Source organism: Mycobacterium sp. 852002-51613_SCH5001154, from assembly GCF_001667425.1.
Classification (GTDB): domain Bacteria; phylum Actinomycetota; class Actinomycetes; order Mycobacteriales; family Mycobacteriaceae; genus Mycobacterium.
Genome location: NZ_LZII01000008.1, coordinates 1 through 24,500, shown reverse-complemented (window position 1 = coordinate 24,500; position 24,500 = coordinate 1). Strand labels below are relative to the sequence as shown.

At 67.7% G+C, this 24,500-nt stretch carries 23 protein-coding genes and 1 riboswitch; of the genes, 11 read left to right on the top strand and 12 right to left on the bottom strand.

From position 1 onward, the window contains the following. Positions 1 to 121: 121 nt before the first annotated feature. Positions 122 to 317: riboswitch (cobalamin riboswitch) on the bottom strand. A 65-nt stretch (positions 318 to 382) separates the two neighbouring features. The 7 genes from A5750_RS03480 to A5750_RS03450 form a co-directional block, all read right to left on the bottom strand. After that, entirely contained in the window at positions 383 to 1,024 is a 642-nt protein-coding gene (locus A5750_RS03480) for an NAD(P)H-binding protein (RefSeq protein WP_066947999.1), read from the bottom strand. 86 nt (positions 1,025 to 1,110) lie between these two features. After that, complete coding sequence (locus tag A5750_RS03475) at positions 1,111 to 1,953, bottom strand: SDR family oxidoreductase (protein WP_066947994.1); 843 nt, start codon at positions 1,951 to 1,953, stop codon at positions 1,111 to 1,113. Between the two features lie 77 nt (positions 1,954 to 2,030). Further along, entirely contained in the window at positions 2,031 to 3,311 is a 1,281-nt protein-coding gene (locus tag A5750_RS03470; protein WP_067261214.1) for a TetR/AcrR family transcriptional regulator, read from the bottom strand. 139 nt (positions 3,312 to 3,450) lie between these two features. Continuing rightward, complete coding sequence (locus A5750_RS03465; protein WP_066947987.1) at positions 3,451 to 4,098, bottom strand: nitroreductase family protein; 648 nt, start codon at positions 4,096 to 4,098, stop codon at positions 3,451 to 3,453. Continuing rightward, the gene (locus A5750_RS03460) at positions 4,098 to 5,192 is read right to left on the bottom strand and encodes an acyl-CoA dehydrogenase family protein (protein WP_066947983.1); all 1,095 of its coding nucleotides are present in this window, start codon (positions 5,190 to 5,192) and stop codon (positions 4,098 to 4,100) included. Before A5750_RS03460 ends, A5750_RS03465 begins: the two co-directional genes overlap by 1 nt. Further along, positions 5,189 to 6,343: an acyl-CoA dehydrogenase family protein gene (locus A5750_RS03455; RefSeq protein WP_066947980.1), complete on the bottom strand. Its 1,155-nt coding sequence runs from the start codon at positions 6,341 to 6,343 to the stop codon at positions 5,189 to 5,191. Before A5750_RS03455 ends, A5750_RS03460 begins: the two co-directional genes overlap by 4 nt. A 64-nt stretch (positions 6,344 to 6,407) precedes the next feature. Beyond that, a complete protein-coding gene (locus A5750_RS03450) occupies positions 6,408 to 7,373 on the bottom strand; it encodes an SDR family NAD(P)-dependent oxidoreductase (RefSeq protein ID WP_066948262.1) in 966 nt (321 codons plus the stop codon). Between the two features lie 153 nt (positions 7,374 to 7,526). Here A5750_RS03450 and A5750_RS03445 point away from each other — a divergent pair, with 153 nt between their 5' ends. The 7 genes from A5750_RS03445 to A5750_RS03415 all read left to right on the top strand — a co-directional run bounded on the left by A5750_RS03445 (position 7,527) and on the right by A5750_RS03415 (position 16,215). Continuing rightward, positions 7,527 to 9,176: a nitric oxide reductase activation protein NorD gene (locus tag A5750_RS03445; RefSeq protein ID WP_156659234.1), complete on the top strand. Its 1,650-nt coding sequence runs from the start codon at positions 7,527 to 7,529 to the stop codon at positions 9,174 to 9,176. 108 nt (positions 9,177 to 9,284) lie between these two features. Next, positions 9,285 to 10,127, top strand: coding sequence for a CbbQ/NirQ/NorQ/GpvN family protein (locus A5750_RS03440; RefSeq protein ID WP_066947972.1), 843 nt, complete (start codon positions 9,285 to 9,287; stop codon positions 10,125 to 10,127). Positions 10,128 to 10,160: 33 nt separating this feature from the next. Continuing rightward, positions 10,161 to 11,273: an ABC transporter substrate-binding protein gene (locus tag A5750_RS03435; RefSeq protein WP_066947969.1), complete on the top strand. Its 1,113-nt coding sequence runs from the start codon at positions 10,161 to 10,163 to the stop codon at positions 11,271 to 11,273. Between the two features lie 7 nt (positions 11,274 to 11,280). Next, complete coding sequence (locus tag A5750_RS03430) at positions 11,281 to 12,423, top strand: spirocyclase AveC family protein (RefSeq protein ID WP_066947966.1); 1,143 nt, start codon at positions 11,281 to 11,283, stop codon at positions 12,421 to 12,423. Then, a complete protein-coding gene (locus tag A5750_RS03425; RefSeq protein ID WP_066948259.1) occupies positions 12,416 to 13,417 on the top strand; it encodes an SDR family oxidoreductase in 1,002 nt (333 codons plus the stop codon). Before A5750_RS03430 ends, A5750_RS03425 begins: the two co-directional genes overlap by 8 nt. Before the next feature lie 8 nt (positions 13,418 to 13,425). After that, positions 13,426 to 14,640 (top strand): cytochrome P450, encoded by a 1,215-nt coding sequence (locus A5750_RS03420; RefSeq protein ID WP_067261211.1) that lies wholly within the window; start codon positions 13,426 to 13,428, stop codon positions 14,638 to 14,640. A 90-nt stretch (positions 14,641 to 14,730) separates the two neighbouring features. Next, positions 14,731 to 16,215 (top strand): aldehyde dehydrogenase family protein, encoded by a 1,485-nt coding sequence (locus tag A5750_RS03415; protein WP_066947960.1) that lies wholly within the window; start codon positions 14,731 to 14,733, stop codon positions 16,213 to 16,215. Positions 16,216 to 16,296: 81 nt separating this feature from the next. On the opposite strand, the gene A5750_RS03410 is transcribed toward A5750_RS03415, so the two are convergent. Further along, complete coding sequence (locus tag A5750_RS03410; protein ID WP_066947956.1) at positions 16,297 to 16,587, bottom strand: hypothetical protein; 291 nt, start codon at positions 16,585 to 16,587, stop codon at positions 16,297 to 16,299. Positions 16,588 to 16,780: 193 nt separating this feature from the next. On the opposite strand from A5750_RS03410, the gene A5750_RS03405 reads away from it, so the two are divergent. Then, positions 16,781 to 17,926, top strand: a complete 1,146-nt coding sequence (locus A5750_RS03405; protein ID WP_066947952.1) for a thiolase family protein — start codon at positions 16,781 to 16,783, stop codon at positions 17,924 to 17,926. Continuing rightward, entirely contained in the window at positions 17,923 to 18,726 is an 804-nt protein-coding gene (locus A5750_RS03400; protein WP_082948381.1) for a crotonase/enoyl-CoA hydratase family protein, read from the top strand. Before A5750_RS03405 ends, A5750_RS03400 begins: the two co-directional genes overlap by 4 nt. A gap of 105 nt (positions 18,727 to 18,831) precedes the next feature. On the opposite strand, the gene A5750_RS03395 is transcribed toward A5750_RS03400, so the two are convergent. Further along, entirely contained in the window at positions 18,832 to 19,848 is a 1,017-nt protein-coding gene (locus A5750_RS03395) for an NAD(P)/FAD-dependent oxidoreductase (protein WP_066947949.1), read from the bottom strand. After that, positions 19,845 to 20,345: an isoprenylcysteine carboxyl methyltransferase family protein gene (locus tag A5750_RS03390; RefSeq protein WP_066947945.1), complete on the bottom strand. Its 501-nt coding sequence runs from the start codon at positions 20,343 to 20,345 to the stop codon at positions 19,845 to 19,847. Before A5750_RS03390 ends, A5750_RS03395 begins: the two co-directional genes overlap by 4 nt. A 179-nt stretch (positions 20,346 to 20,524) precedes the next feature. Between A5750_RS03390 and A5750_RS03385 the strand changes: the two genes are divergently transcribed. Both A5750_RS03385 and A5750_RS03380 read left to right on the top strand, forming a co-directional pair. Then, on the top strand, positions 20,525 to 21,670 hold the full coding sequence (locus A5750_RS03385) for an NAD(P)H-binding protein (protein ID WP_066947941.1): 1,146 nt from the start codon (positions 20,525 to 20,527) through the stop codon (positions 21,668 to 21,670). Then, complete coding sequence (locus tag A5750_RS03380; RefSeq protein ID WP_066947937.1) at positions 21,667 to 22,389, top strand: CPBP family intramembrane glutamic endopeptidase; 723 nt, start codon at positions 21,667 to 21,669, stop codon at positions 22,387 to 22,389. Before A5750_RS03385 ends, A5750_RS03380 begins: the two co-directional genes overlap by 4 nt. Before the next feature lie 5 nt (positions 22,390 to 22,394). On the opposite strand, the gene A5750_RS03375 is transcribed toward A5750_RS03380, so the two are convergent. Beyond that, positions 22,395 to 23,735, bottom strand: coding sequence for a DUF2867 domain-containing protein (locus A5750_RS03375; protein ID WP_066947932.1), 1,341 nt, complete (start codon positions 23,733 to 23,735; stop codon positions 22,395 to 22,397). 85 nt (positions 23,736 to 23,820) lie between these two features. Next, on the bottom strand, positions 23,821 to 24,500 hold a 680-nt coding region (locus A5750_RS03370; protein WP_066947928.1), incomplete at its 5' end, for an enoyl-CoA hydratase.

Sequence of the window (24,500 nt, the reverse complement as noted above, 5' to 3'; positions counted from 1 at the left end):
ATCAGCGGGGTGGTCACCGCCAGAGGACGCGTAGCCGATCCGTTGCGGTGTGCACCTTTGCGGACAATCGCAACGCGCTCAGCCAAACGCCCATTCCACGAGGCGATGAGCCGCCGGACGCGGCGCGCCCGGCACGGCTGGCAGGTCTTCGGACTCGCAGGCACGCACTCCGGTGGTGCTCCTAATGGCCGTCCGCTTCCCAGCCTTGCGACCAGTGCTTGTGTGACGGCGGTCGTTCCTGCATACCGCTGCGGGACAGTCCCGGGCTCTCACCGGGTTCCCTCTCGCGAAGCGCTACTAACCTGCCTCGCTCGATGCCGGCGTCGCGTGGTGCGGCGACGGCAGACCAGCTGCGTAGCGGAGCTTACTCCGGTCTTTCGGGCTAGCTTGCCAGCGCGTCGGCGATGGGAGTCTCGCCATTGTTGAAGTCGATCGTTCGTCCGACGGTCGAGTCGTCCGCCAGCGCCGCGGCCACGACGAGCGCGACGTCGGCGCGGGACACTTCCCCTTTGCCCTGCCCGAGCGCGATGTGGCCGGTGGCAGGCTCGAGGGTGAGCCGGCCCGGTCCCAGCACGGTCCAGCCAAGATCGCTGGCCCGCAGATGGGCATCGGCGGCCGCTTTGGCCTCCGCGTAGGCGAAGAACGAATCATCCTGCGATACACCGTGATCCGGCCCCGCACCGAAGTAGGAGACCATCACGAATCGCGTGACACCCGCCCGCGCGGCGGCATCGATCACGCGGATGGCGGCGTCGCGGTCGACGGCGTAGGTGCGCGCCGGGTTGCCGCCGCCGGCTCCCGCGGAGAAGACGACTGCGTCGTGCGCGGCCACCAACCCGGCCAGCGCGTCGGTGTCGAGCTGTTCGATATCGGCCACCACCGGCTTGGCCCCGGTGGCCGCGACGTCATCGGAGTGGTCGGGGTTGCGGAACACCGAACTCACCTCGTCGCCGCGTTCGGTCAGGATGCGGGCAAGTTGCAGCGCGACCTTGCCGTGGCCGCCGATGACGATGATCCGTGCCATGCACCCGACGGTAGCTTCCGAGCCGAGTGCCCGGCCGGCGGGGCGCTCGCGGCTCGGCGCCCGGCCAGCCGGGCGGTGGCGACCCGCTAGAGCTTCACCCGCCCCATGATGATGTCGATGATCGGCTTGCCCGGCGGGTAGGCGTTGGTCAGCGAGGCCATGGTGTGGCCGTAGTCCACCAGCAACGTGATTCCGCTGATGCCGAAGGCGGCGGCGCTGTTCAAGAACGCCATCACGTCGCCCATCTGCTCCGGCGTGTGCACCTTGGAACCGGTCTCTTCGCGATAGTCCTGCGCGAAGGTGAGCCAGAGGTCGGCGTTGGCCTGGGCGAGCGGGGTGTCGGTGGGACCCGGGCAGATCGCGTTGATCCGGATGCCCTTCTTCAGCAGCGGATAGCCCTGGGTCGCCACGTACGCGTTGACGACCTTCTTGGAAAAGCCGTAGTGGATGATGCCTTCCGATTCGTGCGCCTTGACCCACTCTTGCGCCGAGGCGAAGTCCGGCGTGGCGAGGAACTCCGTCAGCAGCTCCAGGTCGTTTTCCCAGCCCATGCCGGCGACCGAGGAGATGAAGCAGATCGCCGAGCCCGGCGGAAGCAGGTTCTTCTCGAGCAGCCGGTCGATGAGATGGCGGTGGCCGATGAAGTTGATCGCCATCAGGTCGGTGGTGCCGTCGGCGATGCCGGCGGCCGAGAACACGGCGTGGACCGGACCGTCCAATTGCTCGACCGCGGCGTCGATCGACGCGGGATCGCGCAGGTCCACCTGGATGGACTTGGCGACGTCGTAGTTGACCGGCGCGTAATCCATCACGATCACTTCGGCGCCCAGCTCGGCGGCCGACTTGGCCGCCGCCGCACCCATGCCGGTGGCGCCGCCAACGACGAGAGCCCGCTTGCCGTCGTAACGCAACCGATCGACAACAGTCATGGAAATCCCCTTCTCATTCACCGCCAACGCGATTCTAATTGCCCAACTGTATGGGTAACAGTTTTTTGGTTCAACACCTACCCGGCGCGAACCGCGACACCACGCAAAACCGTGTCCCGCACGTGCACCAACGCCGCGCGCTTGCCGACCTCGGCAAGGATGTTCTCCGGTATCCACTGCAAGCCGATGACGCAGCGCGCAAGCATCGCGGTGGACGCGCCGTCCACACTGATCTCGCCCGATCGGATTCCCTCGGAAAGGAGCGTTTTCATCTGCCGGAGCCGGGTCGCGTACAACCACCCCGGGTTGGGGGTGTCCGGCGGTGATTGACGCATCCAGGCGAGCTGAATCCGGAACTCGTCGGAAAACCGATCGAGCGCATTGACGTTGACCCAGCTCAGTGCGTCCAGCTTCTCGATGGGCGTGGCATCCGAGCGCAGGACGTTCACCCAGCCCGCCTCGACCTTCCGGCCGAACGATTCCATGATCGATGCGAGTAGCTCGTCCTTCGACCCGATCACCCGGTAGACGGTTCCGGTGCCAAGACCGGCCGCGGATGCGATGTCCCTGATGGTGGTGGCCTCGTAGCCTTTACGGCCGAATTCGGTTCGCGCCACCGCACGAACGTGTGCCGCTTTGTCGCTGGGATCGGCGTCGCTGTCGTCCGACCAGGTCTCGATGACGTCTCTGGCGGCGGCGAAGGCGTTGGACCCGTCCAGCTCCGGGTCGGTGGGCGGCCGGGTTGCCAATCCCTGCAACATGATTCGGCACAGCAGCGCGGCCACCTGGTCGGCGGGGGACTTATGGCGCATGACGTCGAGGCCAACCTGCAGCATGGTCTGGCAGATCCGGTCCGCCAACGTGGGCAGATCGATGTCGGGTTTGATGTAGCCGCTCCACCTGCCCGCCCGCAGGGCTTGCAGCATCGCCTCCTGAATCGCCACGGGCCGCTGCTGCGTCAGCTTCATCAGCTCCGGATCCGTGCTCGGCCCCTCGTAGAACGACATCTGCAGCGCCGCCCGGTGCCGCACAGCGCAGTCGGCGATGGCCGAGCCCAGCTCGACGATCTGCTCGGGAACCGGGCGGGGGTCGGGTTTGTCCAACTTCGCTTGCGCGGCTTGCCCGATGCGGTCCAGATCCTCCTGATAGCGGTGGATCAACTCGATGAGGATCGCCTCTTTGGACTCGAAATGGTGATAGAGGCTGCCGGGAAGAATGCCTGCCGCGTCGGCGATCTCCTGTAACGAGGTCCGCAATCCGGACTGCGCGATCAACGAGGCTGCGGTGGTCAGGATCTCAGTCCGGCGCGTGCCCAAATCGGCTGGGGCGCCGGCGCGCAATGACTCCGCTCGCGGCATGATCAGCGGTGCGCGCGTCCGGACGGCTGCGGACTGGCATACATTCGCATTCGTCCCTCTCGCCGAACCAAATGTTTGTTAAAGGCTATCAGACCGGGACCGACGAATGCGCTGCGTAGCAGCGGTGACGGATCCCATTCTAGAGCGCGGGCCCGTCCCAGCGGTCGCGTGCTATCACCTCGTCGAGCGGCCGTCGCCGGGCGGGCCGGAACGTGTGACCGGCGCGAAGCCGGCCCACCGGGAGTAGACAGCCCTGGACATAGGTTTCGGGAATCCCGAGCAGCCGGCGCACCTCCTCCTCGCGATGCAAATGCAGCGTGGTGATGCAGGTCCCATATCCCCGGGTGTGCAGCGCCAATTGAAGATTCCACACCGCGGGGAAGATCGACCCGTACAGGGTCGCCTGATGGAACGATTCGTCGCCCTCGATGCGCGGCAGGTATGGCTGATAGCAAGGAATCACCAACATCGGCACCCTCGGCATGTTCTCGACCAGCCACTCCGTCGACGACATGATCCGGCCTTCCGGCGTTTCGGCCGGCACCAGGTCGGCGATCATCCGGCCACCGACGCGCAGCAGGTAGGCCTCGCGGTACAGCTCGGCGATCTGGGTGCGCAATGCCGGGTCGGTGACCGCCAGCCAGCGCCAGGACTGCTGATTGGAGCCGTTGGCCGCCTGCAAACCGATGCGCAGGCACTCCCGGATGTCCACCATGTCGACCGGGGCGTCCAGGTCGAGCGTCTTGCGCGCCGAGCGGGTGGCGGTGAGCAGGTACTCGATGTCCATCACGGCCGGTCTCTCTTCGCAAGGCGCGCACCGAGTTCGGTGAGGTAGTGGTCGGGATTGCCGAGGCACGCGCTCCAGCTCAGCAGTCGCTTGAGGTACAGGTGCGCGTCGTGTTCCCAGGTGTAGCCGATCCCGCCGAACACCTGGATGGCCGTATCACCCACGGTGGCCAGCCGCCCGGCGAACGCCTTTGCGCGCAGCGCGGCAAGATGCCGCTCGTCGGGGTCGGCGTTGTCGGCGGCCCACAGGGCGTGGATCACCCCGCTCCGGGCCAACTCGACGGTCTCGAACATGTCGACGCACAGATGCTGGACCGCCTGGAACGAGCCGATCGGCTGACCGAATTGCGTTCGGGTTTTGGCATATTCGACGGCGATATGCATGACCGCGCGTGCGGCGCCGAGAGCGTCCGCGGCAGTAGCGATCAGCATGTCGTCGAGCACCGCCGCAATGTCATCGGGAGACGCCGCGGTCAGTCGGTGTGCGGGCGCCGCCTCGAACGTGACACGGAACTGCTTGCGGGTCTGGTCGATACCGCGCTCGGGCGCGATCGACACGCCCGGCGCGTCGGCCCGGACCACGAAAAGCCCTGGACCGCCTTCATCCTCGGCGAGGGCCAACAACACGTCCGCGGCGGCGGCGTCGGGCACGCACGCGATCTCCCCCCGCAACTCGACGTCGGGGCCCCGTGGGCTCGCGGCAACCTCGGCATCCGGGAAGCAGACAGTGGCGACCGTGGTCCCATCGGCGATCCCGCTCAACAGCCCGGCCGCATTGTCGGTCGCGCCGGACCGCGTCAGCGTCCGCGCGGCGGCGACCGCGGTCGAGAGCCACGGCCCCGGATGCAGGGCGGCGCCCAGCTCTTCGGCCACGATGCCGGCCTCGACCATCGTCATCCCGGCGCCGCCGTAATCCTCCGGCACCAGCAGGCCGGTGGTCCCGAGATCGGCAAGGCCGAGCCACACCGCCTCATTGGTGCCAATCGGATCGTCGAGCAGCGGGCGCACGTGCCCCGAGATAGGGGCCTTTTCGGCCAGAAAGCGCCGGGTGGTGTCGCGCAGTGCGACCTGCTCGTCGGTGAATTCGAGGTTCATTTGCGCGGCAACCCGAGTACCCGCTGCGCGGTGATGTTCTTGTTGATCTGGGTCGTGCCGCCCGCGATGGTCAACGAGCGCGACGTCAGACGGTAGTTTGCCCACGGCGCACCGGCACCGTGGGTGCCCAGCACGTCAAACGCCAGGGCGGCCATGTCCTGCCCGATCTCTCCCCACACGGTCTTGGCGAGGCTTGCCGAGGCGAACGCCGTAGTTTCAGAGCCGCCGTGCAGCGTCGCCGAGATCGACCGCTGACACAAGACTTCGAGATACTTGATGCGGAGCGCGATTTCGCCGAGGCGCCGCAGCGTCACCGGGTCTTGGAGAGCTGCGGTGTGCGCGGCGATGTCGTCGACCAGTTCTTCCAGCCGCACCTGCATCTCGGCGTACAGCCGTGCGGCCCCGGCGCGCTCGTGGCTGAGCGTCGTCGTGGCCACCTGCCAGCCCGCGTTCAGCGGTCCGAGGAGCGCGTCCGCCGGGACCCGCACATCGTGGAAGAAGACCTCGGCGAAATCGGTCTCGCCGTTGAGAGTCACCAGCGGGCGGACGTCGATGCCCGGCAGCGTCATGTCGACAATCAGACAGGAAATGCCCTTGTGCTTAGGCGCCTCGGGATCGGTGCGCACGTACAGCTGGCACCAGTCCGCCCGATGTCCCAGCGAGGTCCAGATCTTTTGGCCGTTGACGACGAAGTCGTCACCGTCACGCACCGCGCGGGTGCGCAGTGCCGCGAGATCGGACCCCGCTTCGGGTTCCGACATCCCTTGGCACCAGATGTCGTCGGCGCGCATCATGCGGGGGAGCATTGTGAGCTTCTGCTCTTCGGTGCCGTACTGCATGATCGCGGGCGCGATGTTGTTCAGCCCGATGACGTTGAGCGGCATCGGGGCTCGAGCGCGCGTGGTCTCCTCGGTGTAGACCAGTTGCTCGAGAACCGTTGCGCCGCGGCCGCCGTATTCGCGGGGCCAAGACACCGCGGCCCAGCCCGCGTCGGCCATCGTCGCGCTCCACGCGCGCAACATCTCGATGGCGGCGTCATCGCGTCCGGCGGGTCGACGAGCGGCCACCAGCTCATCGGTCAGGTTCTGCGACAGCCAGTCGCGCAGCTCGATGCGGAACTGTTCGACTTCCGCCGGGTATGAGAAGTCCACGTTTGCTTGTCTTAAACCCTTCAACTGCGACCAAGCCGGACTTTACGGTTGGGCAGATCTTTGGTCAATGTTCGGGGAAGGCGACCTCGGCGTTGCCCGGCATCGCGCTGACGCCGCGTCGCTCACAGACTTCCAGCACCTCGTCCACGATCGACGTGGGCACGATGAACCTTTCCGTCGACGAGATTTCCTCGAGATGTGTCTGGATGTCTTCGGCCGTCGGTTGGCTGCCGGCGTCCGCGAGCCACCCTTCGCTCAGGCCGACGAACACCCGCGCGTAGCGGCCGGCGGCCGCCGAATAGTTTCGGTGGGTGAACGTGCAGGCGCTGCTGGCGAGGAAGGTCACCAGCGGAACCACGAGCTCGGGCCTGATGGCCTGCATGAAGCCGGATTCGGCGAGGAACTTCTCGTCGCCGACGGTCTCGGTGACCATCCGCGAGAAGCCGGTCGGCATAACGGAATTGGCGACGATGCCGTGCGCCTGGCCCTCGATCGCGATCACGTTCGTCAACCCGACCAGGCCGGCCTTCGCCGCGGCGTAGTGGGCCTCCATCGGCTGACCGAAGATCCCGGCGGACGACGAGATGAACACGAACCGCCCGCCCCCGTTGTTCTTCATCACGCGGTACGCGGGTTGCGACAGGTAAAAGCCGCCGTCGAGATGCACGCGCAGCATTCGAGCCCAGTCGTCAGGCGAGAGGTCCTCGAACGGCACACTGCCGAAGATGCCGGCGTTGCTGATCACCGCGTCCAGCCGCCCGAACGACCCCATGGCCGCGTCGATGATCGCCCGGCCGCCGGCCGGGCTGTCGACCGAATCGTAGGAGGCGATGGCGGTGCCGCCGTCCTTCCTGATCTCGTCGACCACGTCGTCGGCGACGCCGGAGTCCCTGCCCTCGCCGCGCATCGAGCCGCCGACGTCGTTGACCACCACACCGGCGCCCCGGCGCGCGAGGTCCAACGCGTATAGCCGCCCCAGCCCGCGGCCGGCGCCGGTGACCACGGCGACCTGGCCGGTGAAGTCAATCACCATGTGCTCCTTGCCCGAATGCGTCGTCGTCCCGATTGACTGCGGTGGCACCGGACTTTACGGTGGAACAGATATTTGGTCAACGAAGTCCAACCTGTTCGGAGATTGCGCGTGTCCACCGACGTTCGTGGTGACCGGCTGCCGGGCCTCGGCATGCTCGCCTCCGCGCTGGCTGGCCGAGCCGTCGCGGTGGCCGAGCTGCCGCCGGGTGAACTTTCCTGGACCGACGGCCAGACGATTCACGTCGACGCCGGGGCGAGCGCTCGCGGGGGGCTCGAAGCCGTCGCCGTGCAAGCCTCCTTGATCGCTGCCGGCAGCCTGGACCCGGACGTGGTGCGCCCGCTGCTCCGCCACCCTCGGCTGGCCAGGCGCTACCTGGCGGTGGAGGGACACCGCGCACTGGTCGCGAATGGCCACCTGCTGCCGGGCATCCTGGCAGCGCGGGGCGATCGCGACATCGCGCGTCGCAGCGATTCGCCCGCCGCTTCGCTGCGGATCGCCGAGCGACGGACTGTGATCGACGATCCGCCAAGGGAATTCGGCGTCATCCGGGCGGCGAAGGTATTGGCCGCTTCCGACCGGGCGGCCGAACAACGGGAAGGCGAAAAACCCGGACACGTGCCCACGAACCGAGGTCCGATGGCTCTGGAAGAACTCGGCGACGGCGAGACCGACGACTCCGACGATCCGGACATGTTCACCAGCCCGGTGGGTGGCGGCGGTTTCATCGGCAAGTGGCTGAAGAAGATGCTGTCCTCGGCGCGCAAGACCGGTGGCGGCGGCGGACCGCCCGGCGCGGACACCCCGACACATCGGACCGACTCGGCCAGGCGCGGGTTGCATGCGGTGACGTCGCTGGCCGCCACGTCGAGCGAGCGCGGCGAAGACCAGCCGAAGCCCACGGACGGCTTCACGTATCCGGAATGGGACGTCTCGCGGGGGAAGTACCGGCGGGCGTGGTGCACGGTGCGCGAGGTCGAGGCGGAGATCAAACGATCGGCGACGCACGCGATCGAGGCCGCCATCAGCGTGCGCCGCCCACTGTCCCGGCTCGGGATGGGCCTGCACCGCCGCCATCGGCAGTCGCAGGGCGACGACATCGACATCGACGCGGCGGTCGAGGCCCGGGTCGAGGTGCTGGCGGGGTCGGTGCCCGACGAGGCGGTGTACCTGGACAGCCTCCGCCGCAGGCGGGATCTGTCGGTGCTGCTCCTGCTCGACGTGTCCGGATCGGCGGCGGAGCCCGGCACGGTGGGGCGGACGGTGCATCAGCAGCAGCGCGCGGTGGCCGCCAATCTCACCGTCGCGCTCCACGACCTGGGCGACCGGGTTGCGCTCTACGCCTATTACTCGCAGGGTCGCCGCGCGGTGAGCGTGGTGCCGGTCAAGCGGTTCGACGACCACCTCGACACGCGAGTCATGAAACGGCTAAACAGCCTTGAACCCGGCGCGTACTCACGCCTCGGCGCGGCCATCCGGCACGGGTCGGCGGTGCTGGAGGCGCGCGGTGGCACGTCGCGGCGGCTGTTGGTGGTGCTTTCCGACGGGCTCGCCTACGACCACGGGTACGAGCGGGCCTACGGCGCCGCCGACGCGCGCCGCGCCTTGAGCGAGGCCCGCCATCGCGGCACCGGCTGCGTCTGCCTGACCGTTGGCGCGGGCACCGACGTGGCGTCACTGCGCCGGGTCTTCGGTAGCGCCGCGCATGCCACCATCGCGCGTCCGGACCAACTCGCCGGCGTGATCGGGCCGCTGTTCCGGTCCGCGCTGCGTTCGGCCGAGGTCCGCCGCAGGGTGTCATGACGCGCCACCGAATTGCATTGTCGAACTTAAACGTGCTCTTCAGAGAACTTGAAACAAACATCTGTTCCGCGCTAGGCTCACTTCACCGTCGGTAGCAGAAGGGAAGCCATGGCCAACGAGTCCGGGGTTGCGTACCGCAACGGCGCGATCCCCGAGGCCGAGGGGGCGCGGCCCTACTACAAGGCGATCGGCGGTGAGGAAGCCATTTTCAAGGCGGCGCACCGCCAGGGGCTGGCCGTCGTCCTGAAGGGCCCGACGGGTTGCGGCAAAACCCGATTCGTCGAGGCGATGGCCCACGACCTCGGGCGGCCGCTGATCACCGTCGCCTGCCATGACGACCTCACCACCGCGGATCTCGTCGGCCGGTATCTGCTGCAGGGCGACGAGACGGTGTGGGTGGACGGCCCGCTGACCCGGGCGGTGCGCGAGGGCGCAATCTGCTATCTCGACGAGGTGGTGGAAGCGCGGCAGGACACCACCGTGGTGCTCCATCCGCTCGCCGACCACCGGCGGCAGCTGCCGATCGAGCGGCTCGGGGTCACGCTGGACGCGGCGGCTGGATTCGGCCTTGTGGTGTCCTACAACCCCGGCTACCAAAGCGTGCTGAAGGACCTCAAGGATTCCACCCGGCAGCGGATGGTAGCGATCGAATTCGATTTCCCCGCAGCCGATGTCGAAGAGGGCATCGTTGCGCACGAGGCAGGCGTGGACGCTGCCACCGCCGCCGAGCTGGTGCGGTTCGGACAGGCCATCCGGCGGCTGGAAACCGGCGGACTGCGCGAGGTGGCGTCGACCCGGGTGCTGATCGCGGCGGGCCGGCTTGTCGCGGAAGGGCTGACGATGCGCGAGGCGGCTCGCGCCGCGATCGCGGGACCGCTCACCGACGACGTGGCGGTGGGCAGGGCCCTGGGCGAGATGATCGAGATCTATCTGGGCGGGGCGGCGAAATGAATTGCGGCAGTGAGCTAGTCACCGGGAGGCTGGATGTCTTACGAAAGCAGCGCTGAACCGATCAAGGTCGGCTACCTGATGGACTTCAGGCTGCCGCCGGGGTTCCCGGAAGAACTGATGGCGAGTTTCACGCGGTGCTTCGACCTCGTCTTCGAAGAAGCCGTCGAACAGGGCCTGATCGATCGCCCCGTGCAGATGATCTACCGCGAGGTCGAGGGTTTACCTAAAGGTTCGGTCAAGGCGGTGATCGACGCTTTCGGCGAGCTTGTCGACGAGGGCTGCCTGGTGGTGTTCGGGCCGCACATCACCGACAACTGCGTGCCGACCCGCGAGGCCATCGAGGAGCGGTTCAAGGTACCGGCGATCAGCGTCACCGGCACCGACGACTGGCTGGGCGAATGGACCTTCGCCTTCCCGCAGGGCTCGATGACCGACGAGCCGATCTTCATCGCCGACCTCGTCGCCAAACGAGGACTCTCCGAGATCGGAGTTCTCGTGGAGCAGAACCTGATCGGCGAAAGCTACCTGAAGAACCTGCGAAGCGCATGCCGCCGCAACGGGATTCGCATTGTCGCGGAAGCGGCGATCGCCCAAACCGCGCAAGACATCAACGACGCCGTCCGCACGCTGCACGAAGCCAAGTCCGAGGCGATCGTGCATCTGGGCTTCGGCTTCGGCATCGTGTTCATCAACCCCGCGCTGGAAGCCGTCAACTGGGACCCGCCGCGTTTCACCACCACGGCTTTCCAGAACGCCTGGGTGAATCCCATCATGTGGAACGCGTTCATGGGGTGGGTCGGGGTCGACCAGTACGACGAGGAGAATCGGCTCGGCCAGGAGTTCCTCGACCGGTATGCGCAGAAGTATGAGGGGAGCCGTCCCGAATATTGCGTGTCGGTGGTCAACCACGACGTCGCGGCGACTCTGGTCCGCGCGTTCGCCGATGCGCACCCGCTGAGTCCGCGCGGCGTCAAGGAGGCGTTGGAGCGGGTGAAGATGATGCCCGCCGCGTCGGGCGCCCCCGGCACCCGTGTCTCCTTCGGAAAATGGACCCGCCGCGCGTGGATGGGCGCGGGGTACCTGGTGGCCCGAACTCTGGATTCCGACGGCACCAACTCGCATCTCGTCGATCGCTTCGGAGAGTAAGGCTGTCATGAGCACCGATCAATCGGTACCGCCTGCCGCACAACAGAAACCGGCGTCTTCACAGCGCTCGGAAAAGCGCGGCTGGGGCGGTTGGATCGCCGGCGCCGCCCTCGCCGCCTTCGCGATCTTCTTCATCGCGAACTGCCGCGTGGCCCTCGATCCCCGTGTCGCCAACCCGAATGTGCAAGGCCGTCCCCGCCCGGTGAAATTCATCTTCGGCCTGGACTACATCACCTTCCTGCACATCTCGACCCTCATCATGCTGCTCGTCCTGTTGGTGGTGTTCATCAGGGGCTGGCGCCGCAACCCGGGCAGCCCGGTGATGCTGATGTTCCTGTGCACCACGCTGATCGTGTGGCAGGACCCGATCATGAACTGGTCCCCGTTCGCGGTGTACAACCCCGACCTCATCCACTGGCCGGAGTCCTGGCCGCTGGTGTCGCTGTCGCCGACCGTCGAGCCGTTCGTCGTATTCGGTTACGTCACTTTCTATTTCGGACCCTACTTTCCGGCGATCTGGATTCTGCGCAAGTTGCAGGCCAAGTACGGCCCGACGGCGTTCGTGTCGCGGCACCCGCTGGTCAGCCTGGGACTGCTCACCTGTGCGATCGGCTTCGTCTTCGATGCCTGGCTGGAGATCCAGCTCGTCCACATGGGCATGTACATCTACTCCCAGGTGATTCCGTGGGGCTCGGTGTTCACCGGCACGACGTTCCAGTTCCCGCTGATCTGGGAATCGTTCTCGGTGACCTTCGTGATGGTCCCCGCGGCGATACTTTGTTACCGCGACGACACCGGCAAATCGGTGGCCGAGAAGCTGGCCGCGAAGGCAAGGATCTTCCCGACGCGCCCGGTGCTCGGCACGTTCCTGGTGATGTTCGCCATCATCAACGTGTCCTACTTCGCCTACGGGGCGTGGTTCTGGGCCATCAAGGTCAGCCATGCGGCGACCTCCGTCGCGTGCCCGTGGCCTTACCCAGAGGCGAAAGTATATGACCCGCAAGGTTATTACGAGAAAGCCGGCGCGCAGGGTCCCTACTCGGTCGGCATCTGGTCGACCTGGGCAAGCGGGGAACCTCATGGGCGGCCCCATGTCGATCCGCCGCCGCCGGGTGAAGGTGCCTGCGCAACCCCGAGCGCGCATGGCTGAGCCGCGCACCGTCGTCATCACCGGTGCGTCCCGCGGACTGGGATTCGCCTCGGCCGTGCGCCTGCACCGCGAAGGCTGGCGCGTGGTCGCGGCGATGCGGACGCCCGATCGCGCGCTGCCGCTGCTGCGGGACGCTGTTCAGGACGCCGAGGGGGCCGCCCAGGACGACGACCGGCTGATCGGCGTGCAGCTCGACCTGCTGGATCCCGCGTCGGTCTCCGCGGCGGCCAAGGCCATCGAGGAAGCCGTCGGCGCGCCCTACGCGATCGTGCACAACGCCGGGATCTCCGCCGCCGGCATGGTGGAAGAGACCGATATGGCGCTGTGGCAGAACATGTTTGCCACCAGTGTCTTGGGCCCCGTCGCGCTCACCCAGGCTCTGCTGCCGTCGATGCGGGCGGCGGGCGAGGGTCGCATTGTTCTGGTATCCAGTGCGGCCGGGGTGCGCGGTCAGCCGGGCACCGCGCCGTACTCGGTGGCCAAGGGGGCGCTGGAGCGGTGGGGTGAGTCGATGGGGTGCGAGATCGCGCCCTTCGGCCTGGGTGTCACCGTCCTGGTGGCCGGCATGTACGACACCGAGATCATCACCGACGCGGGGACGATCGACAATCGCGACTTCGGCGGCCCGTACGCCCGGCTGCACAACACCATGGACAGCCGGGGCAGGGCTGCGATGAAATTGGCCCGGCCACCCGAGCGGTTCACCGACGGCCTGCTCAAGGCGCTCAATGACCGGGAGCCGTTCCGCCGCCGCGGTATCGGCCCCGATGCCGCAATGCTGCTGGTCGCCAACAGGATCCTGCCGGCCTCGGGCATGCACCACATGTCACGGATCGTGCTGGGCATACCGAGACAGGGGTCGATGCGGGACGGGGCGTGGCCGTTGACCGGCGGTCAGAAGGCGATGGTGTTCGCGGCACGTGTCCTGCCGCAGCCGCTACTGCAGCGCTTGGCCGCGCTGGCGGCGAAACGCAAGGGAAGGCAAGGGGGCTGAGGGGAATTATGGAACAGCTTTTCGACGACCTGGAGGACTTCGGCGCCTTCGACGATGCGGTCTCCGGCGATGTGCGCGACCCGTACACCGAACTGGCGCGGCTGCGCCGCGAGGAGCCCATTCAACGGTTGGATGTCTCCGGGATGCCGCACGAGGAATCCAAGCCGGTCTTCATCGTCTACCGCCACGAGGATGCCCAGCAGATGCTGCGCGACAACGAGACCTTCTCGTCGGCGGCCGTCGTCGCCGCGTTCGGCCCCGTGTTGGGAGAGCGGGTGATGCTGGGCATGGATGAACCGGTGCACGGACGGTTGCGGTCACTGGTGTCAAAGGCGTTTTCGCAGAAGGCATTGGCCCGCTGGCAAGACGAGCTGGTCGGGCGGGTGGGCAATAGCCTGATCGACAAGTTCGCCGCGAACGGCAAGGCCGATCTGGTCAAGGAATTCACCTTCGACTATCCGAGTCAGATCATCGCGGGCCTGCTGGGCCTGCCGGAGGAGGACTATCCCCAGTTCCAGCGGTGGTCCATCTCGTTGTTGAGCTGGATCCTGAATCCCGAACGCGGTCTTGCCGCGTCGGCCGCGCTGTGCGACTACTTCGCGCCGATCCTCGCATCCCGCCGCGCCGAGCCCAAGGACGATCTGATCAGCGCGCTGGCCGAGGCGGAGATCGACGGGGAGAAGCTCGCAGACGAGGAGATCTACTCGTTCCTCCGCCTGCTGTTGCCCGCCGGGGTGGAAACGACCTACCGGTCCCTGGGCAACCTGCTGCTCGCGCTGCTGTCCGATCCCGCGCAGCTCGCTGCCATCCGCGCGGACCGGTCGCTGCTGCCGCAAGCCATCGAGGAGGGCGTGCGGTGGGAACCGCCCCTGCTGACCATCACCCGGGTGGCCACCCGAGACACCGAACTCGGCGGGGTTCCGATACCCGCAGGCTCGACGGTGATGCCGATGCTGGGATCCGCCAACCGGCAGGAAGACCGCTACCCCGATCCGGACACGTTCGACATCTTCCGGCAAGCCAGGGCGCACCTGGGCTGGGGGCACGGCGTGCACGTCTGCCTCGGCATGCACCTGGCCCGGCTGGAAATGCGCACCGCCATCAATCTTTTGCTCGACCGGCTACCGAACCTGCGGCTTGATCCCGACGCGGACGACCCGCATATCCGCGGGCAGGTTTTCCGCTCGCCGACGTCGGTACCGGTGCTGTTCGACCCTCAATAACCAGCCCCGAAAAGGTTGCGCCTTGCCAATCGGCTAGTTTCCGGTAAGGCTCTCCATAGCCCCTCCGCGATTCAAAAGAGAGTGACAGATATGACTGAGGCTGTAAAGGTTCGTTTCGAGCCGAAGATGATGATCGACGGCAAGCTCGTCGACGGGCAGGCCGGCACCTTCACGAACATCAACCCGGCGACCGAGGAGCCGCTCGGGGAGGTCGCCGACGCATCCAAGGAGGACATGCTCCGGGCCATCGACGCCGCCCGGCGCGCCTTCGACGAGAGCGACTGGTCGACCAACCGGGAGCTGCGGAAGCGCTGCCTATTGCAGCTGCACGAGGCGATCGAATCGGAAAAGGAAGAGCTGCGCGAGGAGCTCATCCTGGAGGTGGGCTCGCCCCGGGCAATCACGTTCGGCCCGCAGCTGGACGCCCCACTGGAAGACGGCTTGAAGTACCCAGCCAGGCTGATCGACGAGTACGCCTGGGAGACCGACCTGGGTGACAAGGTGATCAGCCTGACCGGCACGCTGACCACCCGCAAGGTCTGGCGCGAACCGGTGGGCGTGGTCGGCGCCATCGTGCCGTGGAACTTCCCCTTCGAGGTCACCCTCAACAAGCTCGGCCAGGCGCTCGGCACCGGCAACACCGTGGTGCTCAAGCCCGCGCCGAACACCCCGTTCAACGCCACCCGGCTGGGCCGGCTGATCGCCGAGAAGACCGACATCCCTGCGGGCGTCGTGAACGTCGTCACCGCGTCGGACCACTTTGTGGGCGAGGAGCTCACGCTGTCGCCGAAGGTGGACCTGATCTCGTTCACCGGGTCGACCACGGTCGGGCAGCGGATCATGGAAAAGGGCGCGGCCACCATGAAGCGGCTTTTCCTGGAGCTCGGCGGTAAGTCGGCCACGATCGTCTTGGAGGACGCCGATTTCGGTATGGCGTGCGCAATCGGCATCGCGCCGTGCATGCACGCCGGGCAGGGCTGCGCGAATCCCACCCGGATGCTGTTGCCGCGCTCGCGCTACGACGAGGGTGTGGAGATCCTGAAGAGCATCTACGAGAACGTCACGTGTGGTGACCCGCAGGATCCCGGAACGCTGTGCGGGCCGGTGATTTCGGAGGTGCAGCGCAACCGCGTGATGGGCTACATCCGGAAGGGCGTCGAGGAGGGCGCCACCGCGCTGGTCGGCGGACCCGACGCGCCCACCGGGTTCGACAAGGGATTCTTCGTTCGGCCAACGCTTTTCACCGACGTCGACAACTCGATGACTATCGCCCAGGAGGAGATCTTCGGTCCGGTGCTGGCGGTCATCCCGTTCGACGACGAGGAGGACGCGATCCGGATCGCCAACGACAGCAAGTACGGGCTGGCGGGCAACGTGATGTCGGGCTCGCTGGAGCGCTCGCTGGCGGTGGCTCGCCGGATTCGGGCCGGCTTCATGGGCGTTAACGGCGGCGCGCCGTATGGCGCCGACACCCCGTTCGGTGGCTACAAGTACAGCGGGGTGGGACGCCAGAACGGCGTCGCCGGGTTCGACCAGTACACGGAGATCAAATCGGTCGGCTATCCCGCCGGCTGAGAAGGGCCACCGTTCGGCGAGATTGCCGTCATGGCTGTGGTTTTCGCTCGACCGCGACCATGGCGGCAATCTCGGCGGGAGTCAGGCGGGCGCGACAGGCCGTTTCAAGGTGCAGACGATGCTCCACTCGAAATAGTGCTCTCCGCCTTTGTCATAGTCCTTGAAGCCGTGGGCAACCTGGGTGCGTTGTACCGACGACCCGACGATCTCCCAGCCCTGTTCTCCGTAGGCCTGCGTTAGTCGGTTCGCCTCCTCCAGCACCGCTTGCAGGGATTCGTTCGTGTACGCAACGAAGGTGCTTTCCCATTGCTGGGGATACCACTCGCCATCCGATGCCAGCCACCAACCGGGGCCGGGTGAAGGGGTGCTCACATCGGGGCACCCTACGACGCCGACGTCCCCGGAAACATGAACTGAACGTGACCGTCGCGATATGCACCGCCGAAGAGCTGGCACCGGAAGACCGCCAAACCCACCCCGCCCCGCGCCCTCCCAACGCGTTGGTTGACAATCGACGAAAAGACTCACCAATACCTGAGGTCCTAGCGTCAAAGGAGACACAACCATGGCTGAAGCCGTCATCGTCGAGGCCGTCCGCTCACCGCTCGGGAAGCGCAACGGAGGCCTGTCGGGGGTGCACCCGGCCGACCTGTCCGCGCAGGTCCTCAACGGGCTGGTCGAGAAGGCCGGTATCGACCCGGGAATCGTCGACGACGTCATCTGGGGCTGCGTCATGCAGGCCGGTGAGCAGGCCCTCGACATCGGCCGCACCGCGCTGCTGGCCGCCGGTTGGCCCGAGACCGTGCCGGGCGTGACCGTCGACCGCCAATGCGGGTCGAGCCAGCAGTCCATCCACTTCGCCGCGGCGGGCGTGGTCGCCGGACACTACGACGTCGTCGTCGCCGGCGGTGTCGAGTCGATGTCGCGGACCCCGATGGGCTCGTCGCTGGCCGGTGGCGGCAACCCCTACCCGCAGGCCTTCAAGGACCGCTACCACAAGACGCCCAACCAGGGCCTCGGTGCCGAAATGATCGCCGAGCAGTGGGGCTTCGACCGCACCGCGCTCGACGAATTCTCGCTGGGATCACACGAAAAGGCCGCGGCCGCACAGGATTCCGGTGCGTTCGACGACCAGATCGTCGGCATCAAGGATCAGGATGGCAACGTCGTCCTCAAGGACGAGGGCATCCGCCGCGGCACCCCGATGGAGAAGATGGCGTCGCTGAAGCCGGCGTTCAAGGAAGACGGCGTGATCCACGCCGGCAACTCCTCGCAGATCACCGACGGTTCGGCCGCCCTGCTGTTCATGTCGGCCGAGAAGGCCAAGGAACTCGGCCTCACGCCGATCGCCAAGGTGCACACCGCGGTACTGGCTGGCGCCGACCCGGTGATCATGCTGACGGCGCCCATCCCGGCGACCCAGAAGGCGCTGAAGAAGTCTGGCCTCTCCATCGGCGACATCGGGGCATACGAGGTGAACGAGGCGTTCGCCCCCGTCCCGCTGGCGTGGCTGAAAGACATTGGCGCCGACGAGAAGAAGCTCAACCCGAATGGCGGCGCCATCGCGCTGGGCCACCCGCTCGGCGGATCCGGTGCGCGGCTGATGACCACGCTGCTGTATCACATGCGGGACAAGGGAATTCGCTACGGCCTGCAGACGATGTGCGAAGGTGGTGGCCAGGCCAACGCCACCATCGTGGAGCTGTTGTGACGGACGCTGCCACCGACCAGCCGGCGGTGCTGGTCGAACGACGCGGCAACGTCATGGTGATCACCATCAACCGGCCCGAGGCCCGCAACGCGGTCAACGGTGCCGTCAGCATCGGCGTCGGGGACGCGCTCGACGCGGCGCAACACGACCCCGAGGTGCGGGCCGTGGTGATCACCGGCGCCGGCGACAAGTCGTTTTGCGCCGGCGCCGATCTCAAGGCGATCTCGCGCCGGGAGAACCTGTATCACCCCGAGCACGGCGAGTGGGGCTTCGCGGGTTACGTGCACCACTTCATCGACAAGCCCACCATCGCGGCGGTCAACGGCACCGCCCTGGGTGGCGGCACCGAGCTGGCCCTGGCCAGCGACCTGGTGGTGGCAGACGAGCGGGCCAAGTTCGGCCTGCCGGAGGTGAAACGCGGGCTGATTGCCGCCGCGGGCGGCGTGTTCCGGATCGTGCAGCAGCTGCCGCGCAAGGTGGGAATGGAGCTGCTGCTGACCGGCGAGCCGATCACCGCCTCCGACGCCTTCGAATGGGGTCTGATCAACCAGGTGGTCCAGGAGGGCACGGTGCTGGAAGCCGCGTTGGCCCTGGCCGCCCGGGTGACCGTCAACGCGCCGCTGTCGGTGCAGGCCAGCAAGCGCATCGCCTACGGCGTCGACGACGGGGTCGTCACCGACGAGGAAGCGGGTTGGCAGCGCACCATGAATGAGATGGGCGTCCTGCTGCGCTCCGAAGACGCCAAGGAGGGGCCGCTCGCTTTCGCCGAGAAGCGCGAGCCGGTCTGGAAGGCGCGCTAGCTCAGGTCGCGAGGGCGGCCGTGGCGGTCGCAAGCGCGGCGAAGCCGGGCGCAGCGGGCCGCCACTATCGGCCGAGCCGGGCGAAACGGGTCGCCACCATCGGGATCAGGTCGCGAGGACGTTCACCCCGCGCTGGAACGCGCCGGGCAGCAGCGTGCACGCCGGCACGATGGCACGGCGCGCAAGCGGTGGGGTGCTGGCCAACACCAGGCCGCGGGTAAGTAACCGGTAGCTTCGGGTAATCCGTTGCCACGCAAGCTCATACGACAACGGAGTCTCGTCGACGATGGCCGCGACCGCCGCTGCCGCTTGCTTGACCGCAAGGCTGATGCCCTCGCCGGTCAGCGCGTCCTCGTACCCCGCCGCGTCCCCGACCAGGAGCACCCGTCCGGCGACCCGGCGGGAGACCACCTGCCGCAACGGCCCGCACCCACGCGCCTCGCCGCGGCCGGCGCCCCGTAACTGCCCGGCCAGCCGCGGGAACCAGGCGAGGTCGGGTCGGCCCCGCGACAGGATCGCCACACCAACGAGGTCCGGTTCCACCGGGGTCACGTATGCCTCGCCCCAGCGCGACCAGTGCACTTCGACGAATTCCGACCACGCCGGCACCCGGTAATGCCAACGGACGCCGTAGCGCCGCGGTGTCCCCGCCGTCGCCGTGATTCCGACGGACCGCCTGACCTGAGAATGCAGTCCGTCGGCCGCCACCAACCATTTCGCGCGCACACCGGCGGCCGTCACCCCGTGGGCGTCCTGCTGCACGGTGGTCACCCGCGCCCGAATCCATTCGGCGTCTTGCTCTTTGGCGCGCGCCGCCAGCGCCGCGTGCAGCGTCGTGCGCCGCACCCCCCGGCCCGGTCCGTGGCGAAACCGCGCCTGCGCCCGGCGGTGTTCGCTGACGTAAGCGATGCCATGAAAGGGCATGCCGACCGGGTCGACCCCGAGGGACGTCAGCTCGGCCAGCCCGCCGGGCATCAGTCCCTCGCCGCACGCCTTGTCGATGGGGCCCTCGCGCGGCTCGGCGACGATCACCGAAAGTCCTTGGCGGCGTGCATGTAACGCCGTGGCCAGGCCGCCCGGGCCGCCGCCGACGATCAACAGGTCGGTGTCGTAGTCGGTCACGTGTAGCCCAGCGCGGAGTTCTCGACCTGCAGCCGCACCCTCAGCAGCGCCGCGTTCGCCAGGGTGAAAATGGCCGCGGTCAGCCACGCCGTGTGCACCAACGGCAGCGCCAACCCCTCAGCCACCACTGCAACATAGTTCGGATGGTGCAGCCACCGGTAGGGACCCTGGCGCACCAGCGGGGCCTGCGGCAGCACGATCACCCGGGTATTCCACCGCCGCCCCAGCGTGGCGATGCACCACCAGCGCAGGCCCTGGCTGAACGCCACCACCGCCAGCATCGGCCAGCCCAGCCAGGCGATGAACGGCCGGTGCAACGCCCACGGCTCGAGAATGCAGCCCACCAGCAGCCCGGTGTGGATGAGCACCATCACCGGATAATGCGGTCGGCCAAATTCCTTGGCGCCCTGGGCAAACGACCACTGCGCGTTCCGCTTGGACAGCACCAGCTCGACGACGCGCTCGATGCCGACCGCCAGGACCAGCAGGTAATACATGTCTCCACCATCTATTGACGACTACCGGGTCTACGGTGCCGCCGCCGCGCGGGTTCAACCTTGCGAGCGTAATGCCAGTGCAAAATCCCGGGCCGAAAGCCACCGTGCCGTTACGTACGCGATCAGCGCGCCGTGCCCGCCAGGTTTGCGTTCATCGTTGCCGGGCTAGGTTGGAAGGTATGCGGATCCTGGTCACCGGCGCCACGGGCTATGTCGGATCGCGGCTGGTCACGGCGCTGCTGGCGGACCGGCACCAGGTCCTGGCCGCCACCCGAGACCCCGAGCGCCTCAGGCGGTTCGGATGGCACGGAGAAGTCATACCGGTGACTCTCGACGCCGCGGATCCCGCTTCGACCCGAGCCGCCTTCGCCGACGCCGGACCCGTTGACGTGGTGTATTACCTGGTGCATGCCATCGGGCAGCCCGGCTTCCGCGACGCCGATAAGGCCGCGGCCGCCAACCTGGCCGCGGCGGCTCGGGACGCCGGTGTGCGCCGGATCGTCTACCTGGGCGGATTCGTGCCCGCCGGCGAGGTGTTGTCCGAGCATCTGACGAGCCGGGCCGAAGTGGCCGAGGCCCTGAAGGTCCCGGGTGGCCCGGAGCTGGTATGGCTGGGCGCGGCCATGATCATCGGTGCCGGCTCGACCTCGTTCGAGATGATGCGCTACGTCGGCGACCGTTTTCCGCTCATTCCCATGCCGAGCTGGATGGACAACCCGATCGACCCGATCTCGATCCGGGATGTCCTGCATTACCTCGTCGCCGCCGCCGATCCCGAGCTGGTGCCGGCCGGGGCGTATGACATCTGCGGCCCGGACACCACGTCCTACCGTGAGTTGCTCAAGACGTATACGCGCATCTCTGGCAGGTGGCACGCCGGGTTGTCGGTCGGCAGGGTCGACACGGGCCTGGCGTCGCTGATCACCGGCGTCGCCCTGCCGGTGCCGCCCGGGTTGGCCGGTGATCTGGTCGAATCGCTGGACCACCCGATGGTGGCGTCGAAGGGCGACGTACGCGATCGGGTGCCGGACCCGCCCGGTGGCCTGCTCGGCGTCGACGATGCCATTGCCCTAGCCTTGGCCGATCAGTCGAATCGTCCGTCCCCGGTCAACGCCCTGGCCGATCCCCATCACCTCGCCGACACCGATCCCGCGTGGGCCGGTGGTGACGCGCGGCGCATCCGCCACGTTGCCCGGCGGGTCACCCCGCCCATCGTGCGGCCGGCTCTGGGGCTGGTGAGCATGGTCCCCGGTCCGCTCGCCGGAGCGCTTCGCACCGGCCTTGATCTCCTGATCGCCCTGACCCCGAAGGTGCATCCCGCATGAGTCAGTCAACCGCCCCGTCCAACACAGGCACGCTGTCCGAGTGGTGGCGCGCACTCACCAACGTCGCTGTGCCCCATCACGAATCGCCGGCCGTCGTGCGACGCCGGCGCGTCATCGTCGCCATCACGGTGGTTGTCGGCGCCGGGGTACTCGGGTTTTCACTACGGCGCCATCCGGGGGATTCGAGCTTCTACTGGCTGACCCTGGCGCTAGCGGGGGTGTGGCTCGCCGGCGGGTTCATCTCCGGCCCCCTGCATCTGGGCGGCATCTGCTGGCGCGGCCGCAATCAAAGGCCGGTCATCACCGGGACGACAATCGGTCTGCTGCTGGGCGGCGTGTTCGTCATCGGCGGACTGATAGCTCGCGAGATCACGCCAGTGGCGGAGTTGATAACCCGCGTACTGGAATACGCCCACCACGGGTGGTATCCGGTGATCGTGGCGATCACGCTTGTCAACGGCGTCGCCGAGGAAGTGTTCTTCCGCGGCGCGCTCTACACCGCCCTGGGCCGCTACCACCCCATCGTGATTTCGACCGTCCTCTACACCTGCGCGACGCTGGCCAGCGGCAACCCCATGCTCGGTTTCGCCGCGGTCATCTTGGGCACGGTGTGCGCGTTCGAGCGCCGGGCGACCGGGGGCGTCCTGGCGCCGATGCTCACCCACTTGGTGTGGGGGCTGATCATGGTGCTCGTGCTGCCCCCGATGTTCGGCGTCTGACGCCGTTATCGGACCGAACCGACCACTTCGCGGGCCAGCGCGCGCATGGCGGCGGCATGGGACCGCCGCACGAAGAACCAGTACACCCGGCCCGGGATGCCCCTCGGCAGGAAGATGGACCGCTGGGTGTAGCGACTGCCGCGACCGTCGTGCGGCGTGACCGTAATCTCGAGCCACTCCCGTCCCGGCGCTCGCTTGGTTGAGCGCAGCCGCAACAGCGCACCTGCCGCGCGTTCCTCGACCTTCCAGGTGGCGGCCCGCGCGTTCACGGCCGCCTCCGTCGCCGCCCAGACGTTGGCGGGTTCAGCGGCGGTTTCCTCGGTGCGCTCGTCGGTGTAGACGATCTCGCCCGCCCAATCCGGGTCGGTGGGCAGCGCCTCGGCCGGTTCGGTTTGCAACGACGACCACGAGGGCTCCGGAACGCCGTGCGCCGCGCGGTCGAGTGCCAACTCGACGGCCCGGCGGTAGTTGGTCAGCCCGGCCGGCGGGGGCTCGATGACGCCGTCGACCTCGTGGTTGCGCATCACCGCGTCGCACTCCAGCGACTCGATCAGCGGGCGCGCCAGACCGGGCGGGATCGGTGTCACGGTTCCGACCCAGAGGCTGGCGATCGTCGGCGTCAAGAACGGCAGCACGATCAGATAGCGCTTGCCCAGCCCCGCGACCTCGGCGTAGGTCCGCATCATGTCGCCGTACTCCAACACGTCGGGCCCGCCGATGTCCCAGGTCCGCGAAGAGGGCACCGCCGCCGTAGCCGCGGCGACCAGGTAATACAGCACGTCGCGCACCGCGATTGGCTGGATCTTGTTGTGCACCCACTTCGGGGTGGTCATCACCGGCAGCCGGTCGGTGAGGTGCCGGATCATTTCGAACGACGCCGATCCCGAGCCGACGACGACGCCCGCCTGGAGCACGATGGTTTCAATGCCCGAGGCGATGAGCGCGTCGCCGACGGCCGTCCGCGACTCGAGGTGTGGCGAGAGCTTGCGACCCTCGGGATGCAGCCCGCTCAGATACACGATGCGCCGCACGCCGGTGCGGCGGGCCGCGGTAACGACGTTGCGAACCGCCCGCGTCTCCTCGTCGGCGAAATCCTTCGCCGTGCCCATCGAATGAACGAGGTAGTAGACGACGTCGATCCCGTCGAACGCCGCGACCAGCGAATCGACGTCGCCCAGGTCGCCGCGCGCGACCTCGGCCTGCTGCCGCCACGGCACGTCCGCCAACTTCGCGGGGTTGCGCGCCAGGGCGCGCACCTGGTGGCCCTCGTCGAGCAGTCGCGGCACCAGCCGGGCGCCGATGTAGCCGGTCGCCCCGGTCACCAGGCACCGCACCTGTCCAGCCATGGGTTCTCCGTTCGTCGTCTTCGACTTATTCGGACCCGACGCGGGGGAGGATTACCAGCTTGGGCCGCCGGTAAGCACCACAGGCTCAGCGGTCGGTGAAGTCCGGCGTGCGGCGCTGCTGGAAAGCGGTTGCGCCCTCGACGAAGTCGTGCGATCGCAGCAGCACGGCCTGTCCCTCGTACTCGCGCTGCAAAGCCGGATCCAACTGGGGGAGCGTGGCCGCGTTGATGGCGAGCTTGGTCTTGCCGAACGCCGCGACCGGCCCCGCCAACAGCCTGGCGATCACCTTGTCCACCTCAGCCTCGAATTCGTCGGCCGGATAGACCGCGCTGACCAGTCCCCAGGACAGCGCCTCGGCGGCAGGCAGCCGTTCGGGCAGCAGCGCCATGTGCATCGCCCGGATGCGGCCGACGGCCGCGGCAATCAATGCGGACGCACCGCCGTCGGGCATCAGGCCGATCTTGGTGAACGCAAGCATGAAAAAGGCGCTCTCCGAAGCCAATACCACGTCGCAAGCCAGCGCCAGGGAAACACCGACGCCGGCCGCCGGCCCCTGGACCACGGCGACCACGGGGTGCGGCACCGCGGCGATCGCCCGGATCAACCGGTTTATCTCCACCACGATCTCGTCCGGCGGGACCCCGGTGTCCGACACGTCGTCGGCGCTGATGCCCGCACCGGAACAGAAGCCGCGGCCCGCACCGCCGAGGCGCACCACCTTCACGTCGGGGTCGGCGGCCGCGCGTTCCATCGCGTCGGCGATGC